Source organism: Microbulbifer maximicatervae (SeqCode) (assembly GCF_052467065.1).
On sequence record NZ_CP174299.1, the window covers coordinates 2,814,235 to 2,835,929 of the forward strand.

Below are 21,695 nucleotides of genomic sequence, written 5' to 3' on the forward strand. Positions count from 1 at the left end.
GTTGGGAGCTGATATGCGTTTGACAACCAAAGGCCGCTACGCGGTGACTGCCATGCTGGACCTGGCGTTGCACGCTGATCGCGGACCGATCAGTCTGGCAGACATATCCAAGCGCCAGGGTATATCACTGTCCTACCTGGAGCAGTTGTTCTCCCGGTTGCGGCATTCTGGGCTGGTGTCCAGTGTGCGCGGGCCCGGCGGTGGCTATCGCCTGGCGCGGGATGGTGAAGAGATTTTTGTGGCGCAGATCATTGATGCGGTCAATGAATCTGTAGACGCCACTAGCTGCGGCGGCAATGCGGATTGCGCCAACGGCGAACAGTGCCTGACCCACTACCTCTGGTCAGACTTGAGCGATCAGATTCATAGCTTCCTCAGCAGTATCAGCTTGGCCAACCTGGTTTCCCGAGCTGAGGTGCAGGAAGTTGCGCGTCGGCAAGATATGCGCGAGGCGCCGGAAGAGAGGGTCGCTGTACTCGGCGGCCTGTGATTGAGGCCCAAACGGGCCAGCAGACAGATATTAGAGATTTACTAAGCGGAAACGGTATGACTATGAAGCTTCCCATCTATCTGGACTATTCGGCTACCTGTCCGGTTGACCCACGCGTCGCCAAGAAAATGGCAGAGCAGCTGACGATGGAAGGCAATTTCGGCAATCCGGCCTCCCGCTCCCACCTATTTGGTTGGAAAGCGGAAGAAGCAGTGGAGAATGCCCGACGCCAAGTGGCGGAGCTGATCAACGCCGATCCGCGCGAAATTGTCTGGACCAGCGGTGCCACCGAGTCCGACAACCTGGGTATCAAGGGTGCGGCCCACTTTTACCAGAGTCGCGGCAAGCACATCATTACCTCCAAAATTGAGCACAAAGCTGTTTTGGATACCTGCCGCCAGCTGGAGCGGGAAGGTTTTGAAGTGACCTACCTGAATCCCCGCGAAGACGGCATCGTCTATCCGGAGCAGGTTGAGGAAGCCATGCGCGAGGACACCACTGTGGTGAGCCTGATGCACGTTAACAACGAGATCGGGGTGATCAACGATATCGCTGCAATCGGCGAACTGTGTCGTTCGCGCAAAGTTATTTTCCATGTGGACGCGGCCCAGAGCGCCGGCAAGTTGCCGATCGACCTTCAGGAAATGAAGGTTGACCTGATGTCCTTCTCCGGCCACAAAATTTACGGCCCCAAAGGTATCGGTGCCCTTTACGTACGCCGCAAGCCCCGCGTCCGTCTGGAAGCCCAGATGCACGGTGGCGGCCACGAGCGCGGTATGCGCTCCGGTACCCTGCCGACTCACCAGATTGTCGGTATGGGCGAAGCCTTTGGTATTGCTAAAGAAGAAATGGCTCAGGAAGCCGAGCGTCTGCGCTCTCTGCGCGACCGTTTCTGGGATCAGATCAAGGATATGGAAGAGGTCCATATCAACGGTTCCGCCGAGCAGCGAATTCCGGGCAACCTGAACGTGAGCTTTGCGTTTGTAGAAGGTGAGAGCCTGATCATGTCGCTGCGCGACCTGGCGATCTCCTCCGGTTCCGCCTGTACCTCTGCGAGCCTGGAGCCCAGCTACGTACTGCGAGCCCTGGGTGTTAACGACGAATTGGCGCACAGCTCACTGCGCTTCAGCTTCGGTCGTTTTACCAGCGAGAGTGATGTCGACACCGCTGCCGCAGAAGTGCGCAAGGCAGTGGAGAAACTACGTGAATTGTCACCGCTTTGGGATATGTACAAAGACGGCGTAGACCTGAACAAGATTGAATGGGCCGCTCACTAAGCGCGCGCAAGAGTTAGGAGAAAAGTCATGGCCTATAGCGATAAAGTAATTGACCACTACGAGCACCCCCGCAATGTTGGACGTATGGACGACAAGGCGGACAATGTAGGTACCGGTATGGTGGGCGCGCCCGCCTGTGGTGACGTGATGCGCCTACAGATTCAGGTAAGCGACGAGGGCGTTATCGAAGACGCCAAGTTCAAGACCTACGGCTGTGGTTCCGCCATTGCCTCCAGCTCCCTCCTGACCGAGTGGGTGAAAGGCAAGACGATCGATGAAGCGGAGCAGATCAAGAACACTGCCATTGCAGAGGAGCTGGCGCTGCCGCCGGTAAAAATCCACTGCTCGGTTCTCGCTGAAGATGCGATCAAGGCTGCGGTTCGCGATATCCGTGAAAAGCGCGGTGAGTCCGAAGACGCTGTAGAAGCCAAGGAATCTGCGGCGGGTTAACTTTTCGTCCAAATGTAGCGTCTAAACATAGCGAAGGTGTTGTTTTGGCTATTAGTATGACCGAGGCCGCTGAGGCCCACATTCAAAGTCAATTGGCCAAGCGAGGCAAGGGAATCGGCATTCGTGTCGGTGTCAAAACGGCCGGCTGTTCCGGTCTCGCCTATGTGCTGGAATTTGTCGATTCGTTCGAAGCCGAAGATACGGTATTTGAGCAAAACGGCGTTAAGTTGGTGGTGGACCCCAAGAGTCTGGTTTACCTCGACGGCACCCAGCTGGATTTCGTCAAGGAAGGCCTGAACGAAGGCTTCACCTTCTCGAATCCCAATGTAAAAAATGAGTGTGGCTGCGGCGAGAGTTTCCACGTCTGATTCGCTCTCGCCCCACAAGGCCGGGTGCGTTGCGCATACCGGCCTTTTTATTGGCTCCTCGGACAGTTGGGGGCCGTGCAGCAGTAAGCGGCAACTTCAGCCGCGTTCCAGGCTGTGCCCCAGTAGGTATATTCAGATGGCAACCAACCTGAACCATTTCGAAGTTTTTGGTCTGCAACCCGCGTTCGCGGTCGATCGCAGTGCCCTGGCGACCCGCTACCGGGAATTACAGCGGGAATTCCACCCGGACAAATACGCTTCCCATTCCGAGGGCGAACAATTGTTGGCCATCAAAATGGCGGCTCAGATCAATGAGGCGCACACCGTTTTGCGCGACCCGGTACAGCGCGCCGCCTACCTACTCAAGTTGGCCGGGGTAGATGTGCCACCTGAGCAGACCACCAAAGATACTGAATTTCTGATGCAGCAGATGATGTTGCGCGAGCGCCTGGAAGAAGTGCGCGAGCAGCCAGATCCGGCAGCTGCGCTGGATGAGCTCAGTGCAGAGGCGCGGGAGCTGATCTCCAGTGAGGAGCAGCGCTTTGCCGAAACTTATGACGGGGGCGATCTGGGCGCGGCAGAGGACTCTCTGCGCAAGCTTCAGTTCCTGGCCAAGCTTGAGAAACAAATTGACGAGCTGGAAGAAGACCTTTTCAACGACTAGTTGCGAGAGCACTGACTGAGAGGGCCTGACGGTATCGCGCCCCGCTTAAAGAAGAGATAACTAATGGCATTACTGCAGATTTCTGAACCGGGCCAGAGCCCGGCTCCCCACCAGCGCAAGCATGCAGTGGGTATCGATTTGGGGACCACTAACTCACTGGTAGCGACCGTGCGCAGTGGATCGGCAGAGGCCATTGCCGATGAACTGGGGGAAGTGATCCTGCCATCAGCGGTGCACTACGGTGCCGAGGCGATTACCGTGGGTACCGAGGCCCGAGCCCGCGCTGCAGAAGATCCCTACAACACCATGATTTCTATCAAGCGCCTGATGGGGCGGGGTGTTGCGGATATCAAAAGTTTTGGTGAGCAGTTGCCCTATCGCCTGGCTGAAAGCAGTGGTGGTATGCCGTCGATTGAAACCGCAGCCGGACCGGTAAACCCGGTGCAGGTATCGGCAGAAATCCTGAAGAAACTGGCCGCGCGCGGCCGCGAAGCGCTCTATGGTAAAGCGGGCGGTGAGCTGGATGGTGCGGTAATTACCGTGCCGGCCTACTTCGATGATGCCCAGCGCCAGGCGACCAAAGACGCTGCCCAACTGGCTGGCCTGAAAGTCCTGCGCCTGCTCAACGAGCCCACAGCAGCGGCTGTTGCCTACGGCCTGGATAAAGGCGAGGAGGGTGTGATCGCGGTCTATGACCTCGGTGGTGGCACCTTCGATATCTCTATTCTGCGCCTGTCCCGGGGTGTATTTGAAGTTATGTCTACCGGCGGTGATACCGCCCTCGGTGGTGACGATTTCGATCGTACCATTGCCGCTTGGATCGCCGAGCAGGTGGGATTGGGTACCGATCTCGACGCCGCGACCCAGCGAGTCCTGTTAGACAGCGCCTGTGCGGCGAAAGAATCCCTGTCCAGTGTCGAGCAGGTGGAAGTGCAATACGGCGACTGGTCCGGTGTACTCGATCGCGACACCATGGCTTCACTGCTGGACCCCCTGATCGACAAAACCCTACGCGCCTGCAAGCGCGCCCTGCGCGATGCCGGTATCAGTGCCGATGAGGTGCAGGAAGTGGTTTTGGTGGGTGGCTCCACTCGTACTTTGCGCGTGCGGGAGCGGGTTGAGGGTTATTTTGGTCGTCCCCCTCATGCGGAAATTGACCCCGACCAAGTGGTAGCAATCGGCGCCGCGATTCAGGCTGATGTATTGGTGGGCAATAAGTCCAGCGAAGAATTGCTGCTGTTAGATGTTATTCCCCTTTCCCTCGGGATTGAAACCATGGGTGGCCTCGCGGAAAAACTGATTGATCGCAACACGACCATCCCCGTCTCCAAAGCCCAGGAGTTCACCACTTTTAAAGATGGCCAGACTGCCATGGCGATCCATGTCGTGCAGGGCGAGCGGGAGCTGGTGAGTGACTGTCGCTCACTGGCGCGCTTTGAATTGCGTGGTATACCGCCGATGGTGGCCGGTGCTGCCCATATCCGTGTGACTTTCCAGGTGGATGCTGACGGTCTTTTGTCGGTGACAGCCATGGAAAAAAGCAGTGGCGTCAGTGCCGATATTACGGTTAAACCTTCCTACGGCCTGGAAGACAAGGATATTGCGCGCATGTTGCAGGAGTCCTACACCCACGCCGCTGAGGATATCGCCCTGCGCGCCCTGCGCGAAGCTCAGGTGGAAGCGGAGAGAACCCTGGAAAGCATGTTGGTGGCCCTGCGTGAGAACGGTGCCCAGCTGCTGGATGAAGGTGAGTTAAATGAGCTTGAGCACGCGATGGAAGCTTTGCGCCTGGCCCATAACGGCGGCGACGCAGAGGAAATTCGTCGACGTATCGAAGCCTTGAATAAGCTGTCTGAGCCTTTTGCTGCAAAGCGTATGGATGCCTCCATTAAGCGCGCTATGCAGGGCCACAGCTTGGATGAATTTGATAAATAACCATGATCAGGCGCAGACTCTGCGCTGCCGGCGGCCGGGGAGTCGTTACTTTCTCCCCGTCGGATTGAGACCACAGAGGTTCAGTACCCCATGCCGAAGATAGTATTTTTACCCCATCCGGAAATGTGCCCCGAGGGCAAAGTGGTGGAAGCGGAGAGCGGTGTCAGCGTGATCGACGCGGCCCTGGCCAACGATATTGAAATTGAGCACGCTTGTGAAAAAGCCTGTGCTTGTACCACTTGCCACGTCATTGTGCGCGAGGGCTTCGATTCCCTGGAAGAGCCGGACGAGCTTGAAGAGGACCTGCTGGATAAAGCCTGGGGCTTGGAACCGGAGTCTCGCCTGTCCTGTCAGGCGATTGTGGAGGATGAAGACCTGGTGGTCGAGATTCCCAAGTACACCATCAACCAGGTGTCGGAAAAGCACTGACCTGCACGCTGAGGAAGCCGAACCATGAAGTGGACTGATATTCACGATATTGCCATAGAGTTGAGCGAAGCTCACGAGGATGTGGACCCTCTGACGGTCAACTTTGTCGACCTGCGCAACTGGGTGATGGCGCTGCCCGGATTTGATGACGATCCTGATCGCTGCGGAGAGAAAATCCTCGAGGCGATCCAGGCTGCCTGGATCGAAGAGCAGGAGTGACCGGCCTTCGGGGACAGTATTGGCAAGAGAGTACAAAAGTCGATCAATACCCCGTATAATCCGCCGGCCGCGAAATGCGGTGATCAAAAATTGAGTACCCCCGGTGGGTATGAAAGGAATATCAGGGAAGAGCAACTGGGTAGGTTGCTCTTTCTTTATGTAGGGAGCCTCTGAACAACTCCGCAACAATCCCGCAACACCTCTGCGAGCCTTGAAGGCCCGCCCTGCGGGGCTTACAGAGTTGTTTAGAGGTTCCTAAGTTAAGTTACAAAAAATCAATTTGGAGATAACCATGGCCCTGGAGCGTACCCTTTCTATCATCAAGCCGGACGCAGTAGCCAAGAATGTAATCGGTGAAATCGAGAGCCGTTTTGAGAAAGCTGGCCTGAGCATTGTTGCCATGAAGATGGTTCAACTGTCCCGCGAAAAAGCTGAAGGTTTCTACGCTGAGCACAAAGAGCGTCCTTTCTTCAAAGACCTGGTTGACTTCATGACTTCCGGTCCAGTTGTTGTACAGGTTCTGGAAGGCGAGAACGCTATCCTGGCAAACCGCGACCTGATGGGTGCTACCAACCCTAAAGAAGCTGCTGCTGGCACCATCCGCGCTGACTTCGCTGACAGCATTGACGCCAACGCTGTACACGGTTCCGACTCCGCAGAGTCCGCTGCTCGCGAAGTAAGCTACTTCTTCGCCGACGACGAAATCTGCGCGCGCGCTTAATCCGCGCCACAAATCGCACCGGTCTGTCCGGACCGGTGCAATTCTTCCCCCGAGGTGAAATGAATGACCACAGAGAAAACCAACCTGCTCGGCCTTTCGGTAGAAAAGCTGGCCGCCTTTTTTGAATCATTGGGCGAGAAGCGCTTCCGCGCTGTTCAGGTTTTAAAGTGGATTCACCAGAACGGGGTAGATGACTTTGCTGAGATGACCAATGTCAGCAAGGCCCTGCGTCAAAAGCTGGCGGAAGTGGCCGAAGTCCGTGCCCCGGAAGTATTGAATCAGTGGGATTCCGCCGATGGCACACGGAAATGGTTAATTAAAGTCTCCGGTGGCAATGCTATCGAGACTGTCTATATCCCCGATGGCGATCGCGGCACCCTGTGTGTCTCCTCCCAGGTGGGCTGTTCCCTGGATTGCAGTTTTTGTGCAACTGGCAAACAGGGCTTTAACCGGGATTTAACGGCGGCAGAAATTATCGGGCAGGTCTGGATTGCCTGTAAATCTTTCGGTCAATTGGATCCGAAAGGACCGCGTAAGGTCACCAATGTGGTGATGATGGGCATGGGGGAGCCACTGCTCAATTTCGACAATGTGGTTGATTCCATGAACCTGATGATGGAAGACAACGCCTATGGCATTTCCAAGCGCCGCGTCACCCTGTCGACCTCCGGTGTAGTGCCCGCACTGGACCGCCTCGCCGATGTGACCGATGTGAGCCTGGCGATTTCCCTGCATGCGCCCAACGATGAATTGCGCAACGAGTTGGTGCCGATCAATAAAAAATACCCTATTGCGGTGCTACTGGATTCCGCCAAGCGCTATATTGAGCAAATGCCGGATACGCACCGTAAAATGACCATTGAATACACGCTGATGCGTGAGGTTAACGACCGTCCGGAGCACGCTGAGCAATTGGCAGAGCTGCTTAAAGAGATTCCGGTGAAAATTAACCTGATTCCCTTTAACCCGTTTGAGCTGTCCGATTACCAGCGAGTGAGCAATAACGCACTGCGTCGTTTCCAGCAGATTTTGCTCGACAAGGGTTATACCGTAACTGTGCGCACCACGCGCGGCGATGATATTGATGCGGCCTGTGGCCAGTTGGCAGGCAGTGTTAATGACCGTACCCGCCGCTCCGAGCGCTACCGCAATGCAGAGCGCCCCGTTCGTATTGTTAACTAGTCGCTGGTAATTTTTTGTATAGGTTGCCAAATTGTTGGCAGCCTATTGGCTTCGATTTTCCCCTTCTCAAAAAAAACTCTGTTCAGCCTAAAAGTTCCTTTCTATTCTATTTTTCGTGTCAACGAAATTGCTTTATCTAACGTTTAACGCTCGAGGAAAATTTACCCGGGAAGGGAGCGCTGGATATATGTATGGGATTAGGTCAAAACGGTCATATTTTTTTAATTTGCATTTTGCCTGCAACATTTTGACTTTGAATATAGCAGTTGGCCATTGGGAGAGTGTCTTCACTAGACCGTCTGGCACTGGATCTTTGCAGTAGCTACACCTGTATCTCCACTATCCATCAAAACATTATGACGCTATAGCGTGCTATCCAGTCATTTTCATTTGGCCTGGAGCTGTTGCAGCGTGCTTAGGTTCAGGAAAAACAATGTATAGAACTGCTTGCACAGCTGTGTTGAGAGTTGAAGTGCATGGAGTTCTCTGAGTTGCCTGGCTTAGGAAAAGAAAAGTTATCGACGGGACTGTTCGAACATTATGAACGCGGAAAAAAACCAATTAACCCAATTGCTTGTAGCGCTGAATAAGCTGCTGTTCATTTCTTTATTTCTATTTATGGTGGGCTGTGGGGGCGGTGGTTCCTCTAGCGGTGAGGATGATTCATCGACAGAAACTACTGAAAATGATAGCCGCTCTGGGGATAGCTCTGGCTCAGACGATGGTGACGATTCGGATGGTGATTCAGATGGTGATACTGGGTCAGATGATAATTCCGATTCAGAGCAGGGGATCTTGGTTGCTGAACTGATTGCAAATCCCTTCTCCGGCACCAGCATAGGGCTCTCCTGGGAGGATTCTGAAGATACCTACAGCATCTATCGCGATGGCGAATTGATCGCAGAAACTACAGATAACCATTACGTGGATGAAGTCCTCTCAGTTAATACTGAATATAGTTATTGGGTCGGTGTGGGGAGTATTGATAGTGATACTAATAGTGTTACTGCAAAAACACTGGTTAATAACACAAATGATGGCCTGAGCAATGGTACTGAAGCAGAGGCCATTGAAAAGCGCATTGTTGATTTTGATGAATGTCAAAATGAGCGCTCAGCCGTAGATGTTGACGATAGTAGTCTCGACAGTTGCTTGCAGGCTGTGCTGGATGAAGTGGGAATGGCAGAGCAATTGGAGGATATGCGCGCTTTCGCTGCTCGAGTTAGAAGTGAGCAAGACCCGGAGATGGTTGAGTTGGGTATGCGGTTATTCCACAGTAAAAGTCTTAGTGCTAACGGTGATACAGCCTGCTCTTCTTGCCACCACCCGACAATAGGCTGTGCTGGTGATGACCTCTCCATGTCTATTGGGGTTAATGCAATTGACCCCGATCTGCTCGGCCCAGGGCGCTCCGATGGTGAAAATGAAGTGCCGTTGGTTGCACGCAATGCCCAGCCTATTTGTAATGTGGCACTCTGGGATAACGGATTATTCTGGGACAATCGCGTTCTTTTCACCAGCGACGGTGGCCTTAGAACGGATTCCAGGGATGTAACCAATAATACTGAAGCGGCGGTAGGTACCGGTACTTTGGCACTTATGATGGCCCAAGCCCATTTTCCGGTGACTGATGCTGCCGAGATGGGGGATATTTCTGAATTTGGCTACGACGAAAGTAGCGACGATGACCTTACTGATTACCGTGAGGAATATCTTATACCAAAGCTCAATGAGGAGTCCTGGGGCCCCTTATTTGCTGCCGCTTATGGGGACAACAGTATTGACTACAGTAGGGTCGCACAGGCGATTGCCGCCTATGAAGCGGTATATATTTTTATTGATAATCCCTTCTTTGACTATATCGACGGTGACCTGACAGCGCTGGATGACGATGCGAAGCGGGGAGCAATTACTTATTTTACGCCAGGCTCTGGTTGTACTGCTTGCCATACGGGCGCCTTCTTTACTAACCAGGGTTTGAGGGTCGTTAACTATCCTCAAATTGGTGTCGGAAAAGAGGATGATGGCGCTGATTGGGGAGGGGCAGTACTCGGTGGCTTTCGTGTTCCAACACTGCTCAATGCAGGCATTACTGGTCCCTGGGGGCACGCCGGGCAGTTTGGCTCCTTAGAAAGAAATATTGAGCACTATGCCGGGCAAGCGGATTCGGTATCCCGGTATTTCGCAGATAGTGAAATGTGCGACCTGGATCAGTTTGCCGAGCTAGAAGACTGCGCAGCGAAAGTTGCGCCCAATGGTCTGGAGTTGACCGAGGCAATTCTGGAGATAGATGGTGATGCAGCACTTCCGATAGACGGCGATGAAGTGAAGCTGTTAGCGGCATTTCTTGAGGCGCTCACTGACCCGGATGCAGAGAATGTAAATTCAAATGCAACCCAATCCCTGATTCCTCCCCGTGACGGTGGACCCGATGGAATGCAGCTGGATGCCTGGGATCAGGACGGCAACGAACTTTAATATTCCTGCATTTTATTATTTGAGCATCTCACTAATATTGACTTACTGGTGAGATGCCAACTCTTCATTAGCGACCTTTATTCGCATTCATCATTCAGGCAACCACCTTCTGCCTTAAAATTCACCACAGTTTCATTCTTACTTTGCTTCCAGAGCCAGGCCGAAGTTGATCCGAGAGTGAATTCCTGCGATCAGGGCTAGGTATAAGTCATCGTCTGGATTGCGAAGTTTTTAGTCAGCTGTTGCTGGAAAAAACTCTCTACCCTGAAATTCTGGTGAGCTGGTAGCTCCCTCCGGGGTTAACTCCGTACTTCTGTTCACATTTCTTCCTTATTTTGTCAACCAAATCTATTGGTGTCTCGTTGTCACCCCTGAACTATTAAAAATATATGGTAGGGGCCACTAGGATTCTTATGAGTGCTCAGAAGTTTGATCAAAAAATCTATCCCAAAATTTTACTTAGACTCTTTTTCCTTGCGCTATTTTCGTTGTTGGTTGGTTGTGGCTCCGGGTCATCTGGTAGTGAGGATAATTCGCCTGCAGATACCGTTCAGGGTGATGATGGCTCTGGCTCTGGCTCTGGCTCTGGCTCTGGCTCTGGCTCTGGCTCTGGCTCTGGCTCTGGCTCAGGGACGGACACCGATCCTGATCCTGAGCCTGAAGAAGCCGGTGAACCCGCTGAGCTAATTGGCTATGCCCACTCGGGAACCAGTATCGGTCTTAACTGGGAAAGAGATGGTGAGACTTACTTTATCTATCGAAACGGTGAAAAGGTTGCGGAAACCAGCAATAACTATTATATCGAACAGGGCCTCTCAGTTAACACCGAATATGTTTACTCTGTCAGTACGGTTGATGCTGCAAACGAATCAGAAACTTCGCAGGTTACAGTCAAGACACTAGTTGATGACACAAATGCTGGCCTGAATAACGGTACAGAAGACGATGTTCTGAATGAACAAATATCTAGTTTTGCAGAGTGTAGAAATGTTTCTAGTGCATTGGACCTGCTTGAGGAGGATCTGGACACCTGCCTAGGGGCAATGCTTGAGCTTAACCGGATGGTGACCCTTGTTGAAGATATACGTGCTTTTGGAGCGCGGGTTCGCAGCGAACAGGATCCGGCCATGGTAGAACTGGGCATGCGCCTGTTCCACAGCAAGTCTTTAAGTGCTAACCAAGATACCTCCTGCTCTTCCTGTCATCATCCTGCGATTGGTTGCGGTGGAGATGATCTATCGATGCCTGTTGGGGTAAATGCTGTGAATACTGCTTTGTTAGGACCAGGCAGGTCGGATGGTATTAACGAAGTACCACTAGTGCCTAGAAACTCGCAGGCAATTTGCAATACCTCGCTTTGGAGTCGCGGCCTGTTCTGGGATAACCGTGTTTCTATGGGGACTAATGGGACCCTGCGGACAGAATCAACGGACGTCACCCGAAATACTAGAGCAGCGGTGGACTCTGGTTCCCTGGCACTGTTAATGGCTCAAGCCCACTTCCCTGTTACAGCACCTCCCGAGATGGGTGACATCACCGATTTTGGATACGATGATTCTGTTGATGAGAATTTTACTTCCTATCGTGAGGATATTTTAGCCGCAAACCTGGATGTTGAAGCCTGGGCGCCGTTATTCACTTCAGCATTTGGTGATTCTGAGATTAATTTCAGTCGGATCGCTCAAGCAATAGCTGCATATGAGGCAGTGCAAATATTTATCGATAATCCGTTTTTTGAATATACCGGGGGCAACCTGGAGGCGCTCAGCGCTGAGGAAAAACGTGGTGCCATTACATTTATGTCTAAGGAGGCGGGGTGCACTTTTTGCCACAAGGGGGCCTTTTTCACATCTGAGGCATTGATGGCTGCGAACTATCCGCAAATAGGGGTAGGCACCGATGAGAGTGGGAATGGGGCTGATTGGGGCGGCGAGGGATCACTTGGGTTTGGTGCCTTTCGTGCACCGACGTTGCTCAACGTGGCACTTACCGGGCCTTGGGGGCACAATGGGCAATTCGGTACGCTGAAGAGGAATGTTGAGCACTACAGTGACCAGGGAGCCTCAATTACCCGGTATTTTGAAAATAGTGAAATGTGTGATCTTGTGCAATTTCAGGATGTTGAGGGTTGTGCCAATAAAGTGGCTCCAAATGGTTTAACCCATTCCCTGAACATTATTGATGGAAATGAAGGAGGAGGAGTTAACCGCCTTTCTGCCGATGAAATTGATCTTGTAGTGACATTTCTCGGGACGCTCACAGACCCCAATGCTGCCGATACCAGTTCGAATGCGATTCAATTCTTAATTCCTCCCAGAGATGGTGGGCCTGATGGGAAGCAGTTGGATGCAATCGACAAGGATGGCAGAAGCCTGTAACTGTTTTTCTCCAGCATCGCCGATTGGGTAGTTTAAACTGAAATACTCCTTCTCTGCAGTTGCCAGCAAATGCCGGCAACTGCTGTTCTAATAAGTACAAGAGTATTGCCCGGGTTAAAAGCTTAAAACCCGTTCTTGCCTATAGCGTTCCAAGTGTGATTAATCTGTCATTCAATTTATCATTTTGAGTACATTGGCAATGTACTGTTGCGACGTCCTTAGCAGAGTTTCTTACTCTGAATCGTTACAGTAGTTCAAAATGAAAACATCCAATTTGTAATTACAGTGAGATTTTTCGCTGCTGGACACAGTGGGCCGAAATTATTCCTGATTCCATCTGGTAAATACTAATTTAAAGGTTTTCCCTGTAATTTAATGGCAAGCATTCAATTACCCTTTGGTGTCAGCATTGGCACTTCGCCCTGTATTTAGTGTCCAGAACTCGGAATAAGAAAAGGTCATTGACGGGCAGGTCAAGAACTATGAATGTTGATAAAAATCAAATCACACTATCGCTAACGGCTCAGGTAAAGCTGTTGGTCCTACTTCTATTTCTTGTGATGGTGGGCTGCGGAGGAGGTGGTTCCTCAAGTAGTGACAATGACACGCCTACTGAAACTTCTGATACCGGCAGTGATGGTGATTCTGGTTCAGGTGATGATAATGGCGATGGCGATGGCGATGGCGATGGCGATGGCGATGGCGATGGCGATGGCGATGGCGATGGCGATGGCGATACAGGCTCAGGTCAGGGAATTATTCCTGCAGAACTGATCGGCAACGCATTTTCCGGTACCAGCATCGGTCTTTCCTGGGAAAGCACCGGTGCGACCTATGTTATCTATCGTGGCAGCGAACGAATTGCTGAGACGACTAGCGGATACTATGTCGATGAAGGTCTCTCATCAGACACTGAATATACCTACTCAGTAACCACCGGCGATGTCGACAGCGAAGATGAGATCGCCAGCGTCACTGCCAGAACATTGGTAAATAATACTAATGACGGCCTCAGTAACGGTTCTGATGCAGACGGTTCTGATAGCCGAATTTCCGATTTTGATGAATGTCAAAATGCGCGTTCAGCGGTCAATATTGCTGATGGTAGTCTCGATAGCTGCCTACAGGCAGTGCTGGATGACGTTGGCATGGCCGAGCAGTTGGAAGATATGCGCGCCTTTGCTGCCCGGGTCAGAAGTGAACAGGACCCTGCCATGGTAGAGCTGGGTATGCGCTTGTTTCACAATAAAAACCTGAGCGCTGATGGCGATGCATCTTGCTCTTCCTGCCACCACCCGGCAATAGGTTGTGGTGGTGATGATCTGTCTATGCCAGTTGGTGTTGATCCCGTTGATGCTGAATTAGTCGGTCCCGGTCGCTCCGACGGCCAGAATGAAGTTCCGCTGGTACCGCGAAATGCCCAGCCTATCTGCAATGTAGCCCTTTGGGATAATGGCTTGTTCTGGGATAACCGAGTGGCGATCAATGGTAATGGAGGGCTCAGGACAGACTCCCGGGATGTTACTCGCAACACAGAGGCGGCCGTGGGTACTGGTACCCTCGCACTGATGATGGCCCAAGCCCACTTCCCGGTCACTGAAGCTGCAGAGATGGGGGATATCACCCAGTTCGGTTACGACGATACCAGCGATGATGGTTTTACTGATTATCGTGAGGATATTCTCGCTGAAAAATTAACCCAGGACTCGTGGGGTGCAATGTTTACCGCAGCATTTGGCGATTCGGCAATTAACTTCAGCAGAATTGCAGAGGCAATTGCCTCTTACGAAGCGGTGCAAATTTTTATCGATAACCCCTTCTTTGATTATGTTGATGGAGACCTTGCGGCCCTCAATAACGATGAAAAGCGAGGGGCAATTACCTTTATGACACGAAATTCAGGGTGTACAAATTGCCACTCAGGAGCCTTTTTCTCTAATCAAGGGTTGAGAGCTGTCAGTTATCCACAGATTGGTGTTGGTAAAGATGAGAGTGGTAGTGGTGCTGACTTGGGTGGTAATGGAAGCGGTAGCTTCCGCACGCCAACGTTGCTTAACGTGGCGCTCACTGGCCCCTGGGGGCACGCAGGTCAGTTCGGTACATTGAAAAGAAATGTCGAGCACTACACTGGTCGAGCCGACTCTGTTTCCCAGTATTTCACCAACAGTGAGATGTGCGATTTGGATCAGTTTGCAGAGGTGGATGAGTGTGCCGCGAAAGTTGCCCCCAATGGCCAGGCACTGACTGAAGCACTGTTGGCTGAAAATGGCGACGGCGCTGTGAATTTGGACGACGAGGAAGTTGACTTACTGGTAGCGTTCCTCGAAACCCTAACTGATCCAGATGCGGCAAATACTGACTCCAATGCAGTCCAGTCATTGATTCCGCCGCGGGACACTGGTCCAGATGGCATGCAGCTGGATGCGGTTGACCAGGAAGGTAATCAACTCTAACTCTTCTAAGCCCTTTTTACTTATTCCGCCGGTACACCGGTACTGGCGGATTGACAATACTCGACAAAGTCATCACTAAATGGAATTGATTGGGTTTTAGGGCTGCAACTGGCAAGGCTTTCCGGCAGTATAGGGATTTGGAAAGTGCCAGCTGAGGCGGAATCAGATTTCTCACACAAAATACCGATATGTACTTTTACCACTGCCAGTGGATGCCGGTGGTCGATGTTGGGTTTTGCTGTGTTTTGCGGGCTTGCTTTGTCCAGGGATTGGCGTTAGCACTCATTGGTGTATTGGTGACACCCGCGCAATCTCGCTGGGCCGATAAGTGAAAAATAAAGATACAGGTGATGTAGTGTCCGCGAAATTTAAGAGCCTGTCGCTCCTGGTGCTGCTCGGTACTCTGCTGGGGGGGTGTGTAACCTCTGGGGGACCCGAGCGCAAGGAAGTTGACCTGGATAAGGCATTGGAGACCCATGTTCAGTTGGGGCTTCGCTATTTGCGGGACCCCAACAGCAGGGAGCAGTCCCGCCGTCATTTTAATCGTGCTTTGGAATTGGGCAAAAAGAACCCACTGGCACATCACGGTCTGGCACTGCTTTATCAAGCGGATGGTGAGCTGAATATTGCGGAATCTCACTTCAAGAAAGCCTTGCGCTATAGCGACGGGTTTTCCATGGCTCACACTAATTACGGCGTTTTTCTCTATAAACAAGAGCGCTATAAAGAGGCCCTCAAGCAGTTCGAACTCGCCTCTACAGACCTCACCTATAATCGTCGATCTTTTGCCTTGGTTAACTACGGTCGTACGGCCGCGCGTCTGGGCTTCACTGACAAGGCGGAAGGGGCCTATGCCAGGGCGTTAGCGCTGAACTCCGATTTGCCGCTGGCGTTGATCGAAATGGCTGAGCTGAAATTTAACGCCGGTGATTATGCAAAATCCAAGGCGTACCTGGATCAATTTAGTGAAAAGAATCGCCAGACACCCCAATCACTGTGGCTTGGGATTCGTATCGAGAAGGTGTTTGGCAATCGTGACAAGGAGCGGAGTTACGCCCTTGCTTTGAAGAATTTGTACCCGTACTCTGCGGAGACACTGAAATATCAGGAGTTGAGTGGTAATGACGGATAGTAGTCCCGAACACTGCGAAGGTGGTGAGGTCGTATCCAATACGCAAACTTCTAAGGGTTCCGCTGGCAATCTTTTGCTGGCGGCTCGGGAAGCGGCCGGGCTGTCCCGAGAGGAGTTATCGCAGCGCCTGTGTATTATTGATAACACAGTTGAGTGGATTGAAAGCGATAATTACGAAAAGCAGCCAGAAGCTGTCTACACGCGAGGCTATATCCGCAATATTTGTCGCGAGTTGAATATTCCTGCTGAGCCGGCTTTGGAAGCCTATGATAGGGATCGGCCGCAGCCAGCACAGCGCAGTGAATCCCGGCGAACCACTAAAGCCGAGGCATTTCGCCCTGAGCGCAAGCGCGGACATGGTGCCCTGGCCCTGATTCCCCTGTTGCTCGCGGGTGGTGTCTTCTGGTGGAAATACGGTACTCCAGTCAATATTCCCGGTATGCCCATGGGTGAGGATACTGCGGACCTGGTTGCCGAAGCCCCCGTTGCCAGTGAAGTTGTAACTGATCCGGTTACTGAAGTAGAGGGGCAGGAAGTCACAGTTGAAGAGTTGAGCTCAGAGCCATTTGCACCAGCATCAAATGGAGTTGCTGATGTTCAGCTTGAGGTTGGTAGTGCTGAAACGGTGGAGAATAAACCCGCTGCTTCTGTGGAAAAAGTGGTTGAGCCTGTTCCCGCCCAAGTAGCCCAATTGGACCAGGCCCTGAAAGGCGCTTTGCGGCTTCGCTTTGATGAAGATGCCTGGGTTGAGGTGAAAGACGCACAAGGTGTGATTTTACTGGCCGGGGTCCAAGCTGCTGGCAGTGCCAAATCTTTAGATGGAGATGCTCCATTTGAGCTGATGTTGGGAAATGCCCGTGCAACCCATGTGGTTTACCGCGATGAAACTATCGACAGCCAGCCTATTGGCGACCGCCGCACTCGTCGTCTGATTGTCGGCGATTAAGATGATCTTCCCCGTTTGGGCGCGAACCCTGTAGGTTTGCGCCCAATCTCTCTATAATCTCCCCTCGATTTTTATCAGTAATACCACCAGGTCAGCCTATGCAATTTGAATCTCCCATTGTCCGCCGCAAGTCGCGCCAGATCATGGTGGGTGATGTACCGGTCGGAGGGGATGCCCCGATCTCGGTGCAAAGTATGACCAACACCGAAACCTGCGATGTAGCAGCTACTGTTGGCCAGATCCAGCGCCTGGAACAGGCTGGAGCCGATATAGTGCGGGTTTCTGTGCCCAGCATGGATGCCGCAGAGGCGTTTGGAGAAATTAAAAAACAGGTGAATGTCCCGTTGGTCGCAGACATTCACTTCGATTACCGTATCGCCCTGCGGGTCGCAGACCTGGGGGTGGATTGCCTGCGTATTAACCCCGGCAATATTGGCCGAGAGAAGCGTATTCGGGCCGTAGTGGATAAAGCTCGCGATCTGAATATCCCGATTCGTATTGGTGTCAATGCGGGCTCCCTGGAAAAAGACCTGCAGAAAAAGTATGGCGAGCCCACGCCGGATGCTCTGGTAGAGTCGGCGCTGCGCCATGTATCGATCCTCGACAGCCTGGACTTCCAGGACTTCAAAGTCAGTGTAAAAGCATCCGATATCTTTATGGCCACGGCTGCCTATCGCAAGCTGGCCCAGCAGATTGAGCAACCGCTGCACTTGGGTATTACCGAAGCTGGCGGCTTGCGTGCCGGCACAGTGAAGTCGGCGATTGGTCTCGGTGCCCTCCTGCTCGACGGTATCGGGGACACCCTGCGGGTTTCCCTGGCTGCAGACCCGGTGGAAGAGGTCAAAGTGGGCTGGGATCTGCTCAAAAGCCTGCGTCTGCGCAGTAAAGGTATTAACTTTATTGCCTGCCCCAGCTGCTCGCGCCAGAACTTCGATGTGGTGAAAACCATGAATGAGCTGGAGACGCGCCTGGAAGATGTGACCACACCGCTGGATGTGGCAGTAATTGGCTGTATCGTCAACGGCCCCGGCGAAGCGAAAGAGGCCGATGTAGGCCTGACTGGTGGTACCCCGACCCATGCCATCTATGTGGATGGGCAGCCAGACCGCAAGTTTAAGAATGAAAATCTGGTGGATGATTTAGAGCGTTTGATTCGCGAGAAGGCGGCCGCCAAGGCCGAGCGCGAAGCGGATATCATCGCCAAGGCGTAGAGGGCAACAGCTCCCTGCGCAAGCCCCAATTAATTGAGTGAAAAATTAAGGAACAGCGTTGAAACAGCTTCGCGCAATTCGCGGCATGAACGATCTGCTACCGGAACAGTCCCCGGTATGGCAGTACGTGGAAGCCACACTGAGTGAACTTACTAGTCGCTACGGCTACACCGAAATTCGCACTCCCTACCTGGAGTCGACCCAGTTATTTTGCCGTGCGGTGGGCGAGGCTACCGATATTGTCGAGAAGGAAATGTACACCTTTGATGACAAGAGCGGTGACAGCGTTACCCTGCGCCCTGAGGGCACAGCGGGCACTGTGCGTGCAGCAATCCAGAGCAACTTGCTGAACCAGCCACAGCGCCTGTGGTATTTCGGCCCTATGTTCCGCTATGAGCGCCCACAGAAGGGGCGCCTGCGTCAGTTCCACCAGTTTGGTGTCGAGGTGTTTGGCATTGAAGGGCCGGATATCGATGCAGAAACCCTGATCATGACTGCGCGACTGTGGCGTCAGCTGGGTATCAGCGAACATGTGACCCTGCAGCTTAATTCCCTGGGTAACGCCGAGAGCCGCGCTGCTTATCGGGATGCGCTGGTCACTTATTTAAGTGAGCGTCGTGACCAGCTGGATGAGGACAGCCAGCGCCGCCTGGAGCGCAATCCGCTGCGAATTCTCGACAGTAAAAATGCGCAAACTCAGGAACTGCTGGCGGATGCGCCCTGTCTACTGGACTTCCTCGATGAGGAATCCGCTGCCCACTTTAGTCAGTTAAAGGCACTTTTGGACGGGGCTGGCGTTAAGTATGAGATCAATCCCAAGTTGGTGCGCGGTCTCGACTACTACGGAAAAACCGTATTTGAGTGGGTGACCGACAGCCTCGGTGCCCAGGGCACTGTGTGTGCCGGTGGCCGCTATGACGGCCTGGTAGAACAGATGGGTGGCAAAGCCACTCCGGGAGTGGGTTTTGGCCTGGGTGTTGAGCGTCTTGTATTGATGCTGGAAACCCTAGAAGTGTTGCCTGAGTCCCTTTCGCAACAGGTAGATGCCTACCTAGTTGCCGTTGGTGATGTACAATCAGCTGCCATGACAGCCGCCGAGCAATTGCGCGACGAGCTGCCCTGGTTGCGACTGCAGTTGCACTGTGGTGGAGGAAGTTTTAAAAGCCAGATGAAGAAAGCTGATAAGAGCGGCGCCGATTATGCGCTGATTATCGGCGAAGATGAGGCTGCAAGTGGTCAGATAACAGTGAAGTTCCTTCGCGCTGACCAACCACAGCAAACGCTGGCACCGAAAGAGCTGGCAGCACTGCTGCAAGGCTGAAAGAAACACTGAGGGAGGCGGAGGCCCCCGCCGGGAAAGTTAGTAATCTACAGGAAAGGCAAATTACCCAATGGCTGAGCATCTTACCGAACAAGAACAAATAGAAACGCTGAAACGCTGGTGGGCGGAAAATGGCAAGGGAATTGTGACTGGCGTCGTGCTGGCCCTGGCCGGTTACTTCGGTTATCAGTGGTGGCAGGGAGATCAGCGCACCAAGGCTGAAGCGGCCTCTGACCTGTACCAGACTTTCGTTGAAGCGGTCTCCGCCAACAACAATCAACCGGACAACAAGCAGCTTACCACTGCCAAGAATGTGGCCGAGCAGCTGAAAGGTGATTTTGCCAAGCGTATCTACGCCAGCCAGGCTGCACTGCGTCTCGCAGCTATTTCAGCGGAGAGCAATGACCTGGAAGCTGCGGAGCAGCAGCTGCAGTGGGTACTCGATAACACCAGTGAAGCAAGCCTGGAGCTGCTCGCTAAACGCCGCCTGGCTGCTGTTTTGGCGGCCCGCGGTGAGTCCGATGAAGGCCTGAAATTGCTCGAGGGCACTATACCCCCGGCATTCGCGGCCCTTTATTCTGAGACTCGTGGTGATATCCTGAAGCAAAAGGGTGACATCGCCGGCGCTCGTGCCGCGTACGAGCAAGCACTGACAGAGCTTCTGCCAGAGCAAGCGGGCAACACCCAACTTCTGCGCCTGAAGGCTGAAAGCCTGGCGGTAACCGAGAGCAGTGACGCTCAGAACCAAACCGAGCCTGTATCTGAGGGAGACGAGTAATGGGATTTCTGAATCGCGCTGCGGGTCGCACTGCAGCGGTGGCGCTAGCGGTGGCCCTGGCCGCCTGTGCCTCTAATGACGAGAAGGAAGATGTCGACCCCGTCGAACTGGTGGATATTAACTCCACTGTTGCCCTGCAAGAGGTCTGGTCTGCCGATATTGGCGGTATCGACCAAAAGCGTTACGCGATGTTGCAGCCGAGCCTTATCGATGGTCGCCTGATAGCTGCCAGCAGCGATGGTGAAATCAGTGCTTTTGATCGCAGCTCCGGACGCAAGCTCTGGGAGACAGATCTGGATGTAGATCTGAGCGGTGGCGTGGGTACTGGCCTGGGCATGGCGGTAGTCTCCGACTACCGCGGCCGCGCCGTGGCTCTGGATCTCGAAAACGGCGCTGAACTATGGAATTACCAAGTCTCCGGCGAAGTAGTTGCCGCTCCAGCGATCGGTGCTGGCGTGGTTGTCCTGCAGACCGTAGATGGCAAGCTGGTTGGCCTCGACGCTACCAGCGGTGAAGAGTTGTGGAGCCACAATACCAATTTGCCAGTACTGACCCTGCGCGGTACTGCAGCACCTGTTATCAGCGGTGGTATGGTGATTGCCGGTCTGGATAACGGCAAGCTGCTGGCCCTGGACGCCCGCGATGGCATTCAGCGCTGGGAGCAGCGAGTCGCTATTCCCCAGGGCTCTGCGGAGCTGGAACGGGTAGTTGATATCGACGGTGCTCCAGTAGTGCGCGGTGATTTGGTGTTTGCCGCCAGCTACCAGGGCCGTGTTGTCGCCCTGTCCAAAGATAATGGCCGCGGCCTCTGGGCTCGCGATGCCTCTACCCACCACGAAGTGGCAGTAGGTGGTGGCCATGTCTACCTCAGTGATGCCTCCGGTAGCGTCTATGCCTACAATGTGGGCAGCGGCCAGATCGAGTGGAGTAATAACGAACTATTGCGCCGCGAATTGAGCGGACCGGCTTTCTTCCAGGACGTGGTCGTTGTGGGAGATCTGGAAGGCTACCTGCATGTGCTGGACCCCAATTCCGGACAATTTATTGGCCGCGAGCAGGTGGACGGTGATGCGATTCGCATCCCCATTCTTGTTGATGGCGACCTGATATTTGTGCTGTCGGATGACGGCAAGTTATCAGCTCTGCGCCTCGCTGATTCCTGATAATCGCAGCCAACTGACGAGAGGCGGACAGGCTGTCCGCCTTAGGGCTTAGAGCCCGCAAATGGAGCCTGCTGCGCAGGCAAGTTGAAATCGCCCGCCT

General features: G+C 53.2%; 19 protein-coding genes. All 19 read left to right on the forward strand.

The window, feature by feature from the left end; all coding sequences use genetic code 11:
• Positions 1–13: 13 nt before the first annotated feature.
• The 19 genes from iscR to bamB all read left to right on the forward strand — a co-directional run bounded on the left by iscR (position 14) and on the right by bamB (position 21,595).
• Positions 14–490 (forward strand): Fe-S cluster assembly transcriptional regulator IscR, encoded by a 477-nt coding sequence (iscR, locus tag ACJJI1_RS12505; protein WP_282934079.1) that lies wholly within the window; start codon positions 14–16, stop codon positions 488–490.
• A 62-nt stretch (positions 491–552) separates the two neighbouring features.
• Entirely contained in the window at positions 553–1,767 is a 1,215-nt protein-coding gene (locus ACJJI1_RS12510) for an IscS subfamily cysteine desulfurase (protein WP_444908430.1), read from the forward strand.
• Between the two features lie 27 nt (positions 1,768–1,794).
• Positions 1,795–2,217: a Fe-S cluster assembly scaffold IscU gene (gene iscU, locus ACJJI1_RS12515; RefSeq protein WP_444956850.1), complete on the forward strand. Its 423-nt coding sequence runs from the start codon at positions 1,795–1,797 to the stop codon at positions 2,215–2,217.
• Between the two features lie 56 nt (positions 2,218–2,273).
• On the forward strand, positions 2,274–2,585 hold the full coding sequence (iscA, locus tag ACJJI1_RS12520; RefSeq protein WP_444895049.1) for an iron-sulfur cluster assembly protein IscA: 312 nt from the start codon (positions 2,274–2,276) through the stop codon (positions 2,583–2,585).
• 136 nt (positions 2,586–2,721) lie between these two features.
• On the forward strand, positions 2,722–3,249 hold the full coding sequence (hscB, locus tag ACJJI1_RS12525; RefSeq protein WP_444956851.1) for a co-chaperone HscB: 528 nt from the start codon (positions 2,722–2,724) through the stop codon (positions 3,247–3,249).
• A gap of 63 nt (positions 3,250–3,312) precedes the next feature.
• A complete protein-coding gene (gene hscA / locus ACJJI1_RS12530; protein ID WP_444956852.1) occupies positions 3,313–5,184 on the forward strand; it encodes a Fe-S protein assembly chaperone HscA in 1,872 nt (623 codons plus the stop codon).
• 90 nt (positions 5,185–5,274) lie between these two features.
• Positions 5,275–5,613: an ISC system 2Fe-2S type ferredoxin gene (fdx, locus tag ACJJI1_RS12535; RefSeq protein WP_108731989.1), complete on the forward strand. Its 339-nt coding sequence runs from the start codon at positions 5,275–5,277 to the stop codon at positions 5,611–5,613.
• A gap of 24 nt (positions 5,614–5,637) precedes the next feature.
• Entirely contained in the window at positions 5,638–5,832 is a 195-nt protein-coding gene (gene iscX / locus ACJJI1_RS12540; protein WP_282934076.1) for a Fe-S cluster assembly protein IscX, read from the forward strand.
• 292 nt (positions 5,833–6,124) lie between these two features.
• Complete coding sequence (gene ndk / locus ACJJI1_RS12545) at positions 6,125–6,553, forward strand: nucleoside-diphosphate kinase (protein WP_108731991.1); 429 nt, start codon at positions 6,125–6,127, stop codon at positions 6,551–6,553.
• A gap of 63 nt (positions 6,554–6,616) precedes the next feature.
• Complete coding sequence (rlmN, locus tag ACJJI1_RS12550; protein ID WP_444956853.1) at positions 6,617–7,735, forward strand: dual-specificity RNA methyltransferase RlmN; 1,119 nt, start codon at positions 6,617–6,619, stop codon at positions 7,733–7,735.
• 540 nt (positions 7,736–8,275) lie between these two features.
• Positions 8,276–10,213: a cytochrome-c peroxidase gene (locus ACJJI1_RS12555; RefSeq protein ID WP_444956854.1), complete on the forward strand. Its 1,938-nt coding sequence runs from the start codon at positions 8,276–8,278 to the stop codon at positions 10,211–10,213.
• Between the two features lie 413 nt (positions 10,214–10,626).
• On the forward strand, positions 10,627–12,591 hold the full coding sequence (locus tag ACJJI1_RS12560; RefSeq protein WP_444956855.1) for a cytochrome-c peroxidase: 1,965 nt from the start codon (positions 10,627–10,629) through the stop codon (positions 12,589–12,591).
• A gap of 482 nt (positions 12,592–13,073) precedes the next feature.
• Positions 13,074–15,044, forward strand: a complete 1,971-nt coding sequence (locus tag ACJJI1_RS12565) for a cytochrome-c peroxidase (protein WP_444956856.1) — start codon at positions 13,074–13,076, stop codon at positions 15,042–15,044.
• 355 nt (positions 15,045–15,399) lie between these two features.
• Positions 15,400–16,176 carry a type IV pilus biogenesis/stability protein PilW gene (pilW, locus tag ACJJI1_RS12570; RefSeq protein ID WP_444956857.1) on the forward strand — a complete coding sequence of 259 codons (777 nt, stop codon included), beginning with the start codon at positions 15,400–15,402 and terminating at the stop codon, positions 16,174–16,176.
• Positions 16,166–17,122: a RodZ domain-containing protein gene (locus ACJJI1_RS12575; protein ID WP_444956858.1), complete on the forward strand. Its 957-nt coding sequence runs from the start codon at positions 16,166–16,168 to the stop codon at positions 17,120–17,122. Before pilW ends, ACJJI1_RS12575 begins: the two co-directional genes overlap by 11 nt.
• 98 nt (positions 17,123–17,220) lie before the next feature.
• Positions 17,221–18,333 carry a flavodoxin-dependent (E)-4-hydroxy-3-methylbut-2-enyl-diphosphate synthase gene (gene ispG, locus ACJJI1_RS12580; RefSeq protein ID WP_444956859.1) on the forward strand — a complete coding sequence of 371 codons (1,113 nt, stop codon included), beginning with the start codon at positions 17,221–17,223 and terminating at the stop codon, positions 18,331–18,333.
• A gap of 58 nt (positions 18,334–18,391) precedes the next feature.
• On the forward strand, positions 18,392–19,654 hold the full coding sequence (hisS, locus tag ACJJI1_RS12585; protein ID WP_444956860.1) for a histidine--tRNA ligase: 1,263 nt from the start codon (positions 18,392–18,394) through the stop codon (positions 19,652–19,654).
• Positions 19,655–19,724: 70 nt separating this feature from the next.
• Entirely contained in the window at positions 19,725–20,432 is a 708-nt protein-coding gene (locus ACJJI1_RS12590; protein ID WP_444956861.1) for a YfgM family protein, read from the forward strand.
• A complete protein-coding gene (gene bamB / locus ACJJI1_RS12595; RefSeq protein ID WP_282934067.1) occupies positions 20,432–21,595 on the forward strand; it encodes an outer membrane protein assembly factor BamB in 1,164 nt (387 codons plus the stop codon). The genes ACJJI1_RS12590 and bamB overlap by 1 nt, the downstream gene beginning before the upstream one ends.
• Positions 21,596–21,695 lie beyond the last annotated feature (100 nt).

What these genes read in the sequence shown, in the direction of transcription:
- rlmN (WP_444956853.1), top strand. Translation starts at nt 6,617, where the DNA reads ATGACCACAGAGAAAACCAACCTGCTCGGCCTTTCGGTAGAAAAGCTG.
- hscB (WP_444956851.1), top strand. Translation starts at nt 2,722, where the DNA reads ATGGCAACCAACCTGAACCATTTCGAAGTTTTTGGTCTGCAACCCGCG.
- ACJJI1_RS12575 (WP_444956858.1), top strand. Translation starts at nt 16,166, where the DNA reads ATGACGGATAGTAGTCCCGAACACTGCGAAGGTGGTGAGGTCGTATCC.
- ACJJI1_RS12510 (WP_444908430.1), top strand. Translation starts at nt 553, where the DNA reads ATGAAGCTTCCCATCTATCTGGACTATTCGGCTACCTGTCCGGTTGAC.
- bamB (WP_282934067.1), top strand. Translation starts at nt 20,432, where the DNA reads ATGGGATTTCTGAATCGCGCTGCGGGTCGCACTGCAGCGGTGGCGCTA.
- fdx (WP_108731989.1), top strand. Translation starts at nt 5,275, where the DNA reads ATGCCGAAGATAGTATTTTTACCCCATCCGGAAATGTGCCCCGAGGGC.
- ispG (WP_444956859.1), top strand. Translation starts at nt 17,221, where the DNA reads ATGCAATTTGAATCTCCCATTGTCCGCCGCAAGTCGCGCCAGATCATG.
- ACJJI1_RS12565 (WP_444956856.1), top strand. Translation starts at nt 13,074, where the DNA reads ATGAATGTTGATAAAAATCAAATCACACTATCGCTAACGGCTCAGGTA.
- iscA (WP_444895049.1), top strand. Translation starts at nt 2,274, where the DNA reads ATGACCGAGGCCGCTGAGGCCCACATTCAAAGTCAATTGGCCAAGCGA.
- ACJJI1_RS12590 (WP_444956861.1), top strand. Translation starts at nt 19,725, where the DNA reads ATGGCTGAGCATCTTACCGAACAAGAACAAATAGAAACGCTGAAACGC.
- hscA (WP_444956852.1), top strand. Translation starts at nt 3,313, where the DNA reads ATGGCATTACTGCAGATTTCTGAACCGGGCCAGAGCCCGGCTCCCCAC.
- iscR (WP_282934079.1), top strand. Translation starts at nt 14, where the DNA reads ATGCGTTTGACAACCAAAGGCCGCTACGCGGTGACTGCCATGCTGGAC.
- ACJJI1_RS12555 (WP_444956854.1), top strand. Translation starts at nt 8,276, where the DNA reads ATGAACGCGGAAAAAAACCAATTAACCCAATTGCTTGTAGCGCTGAAT.
- iscX (WP_282934076.1), top strand. Translation starts at nt 5,638, where the DNA reads ATGAAGTGGACTGATATTCACGATATTGCCATAGAGTTGAGCGAAGCT.
- iscU (WP_444956850.1), top strand. Translation starts at nt 1,795, where the DNA reads ATGGCCTATAGCGATAAAGTAATTGACCACTACGAGCACCCCCGCAAT.
- ndk (WP_108731991.1), top strand. Translation starts at nt 6,125, where the DNA reads ATGGCCCTGGAGCGTACCCTTTCTATCATCAAGCCGGACGCAGTAGCC.
- ACJJI1_RS12560 (WP_444956855.1), top strand. Translation starts at nt 10,627, where the DNA reads ATGAGTGCTCAGAAGTTTGATCAAAAAATCTATCCCAAAATTTTACTT.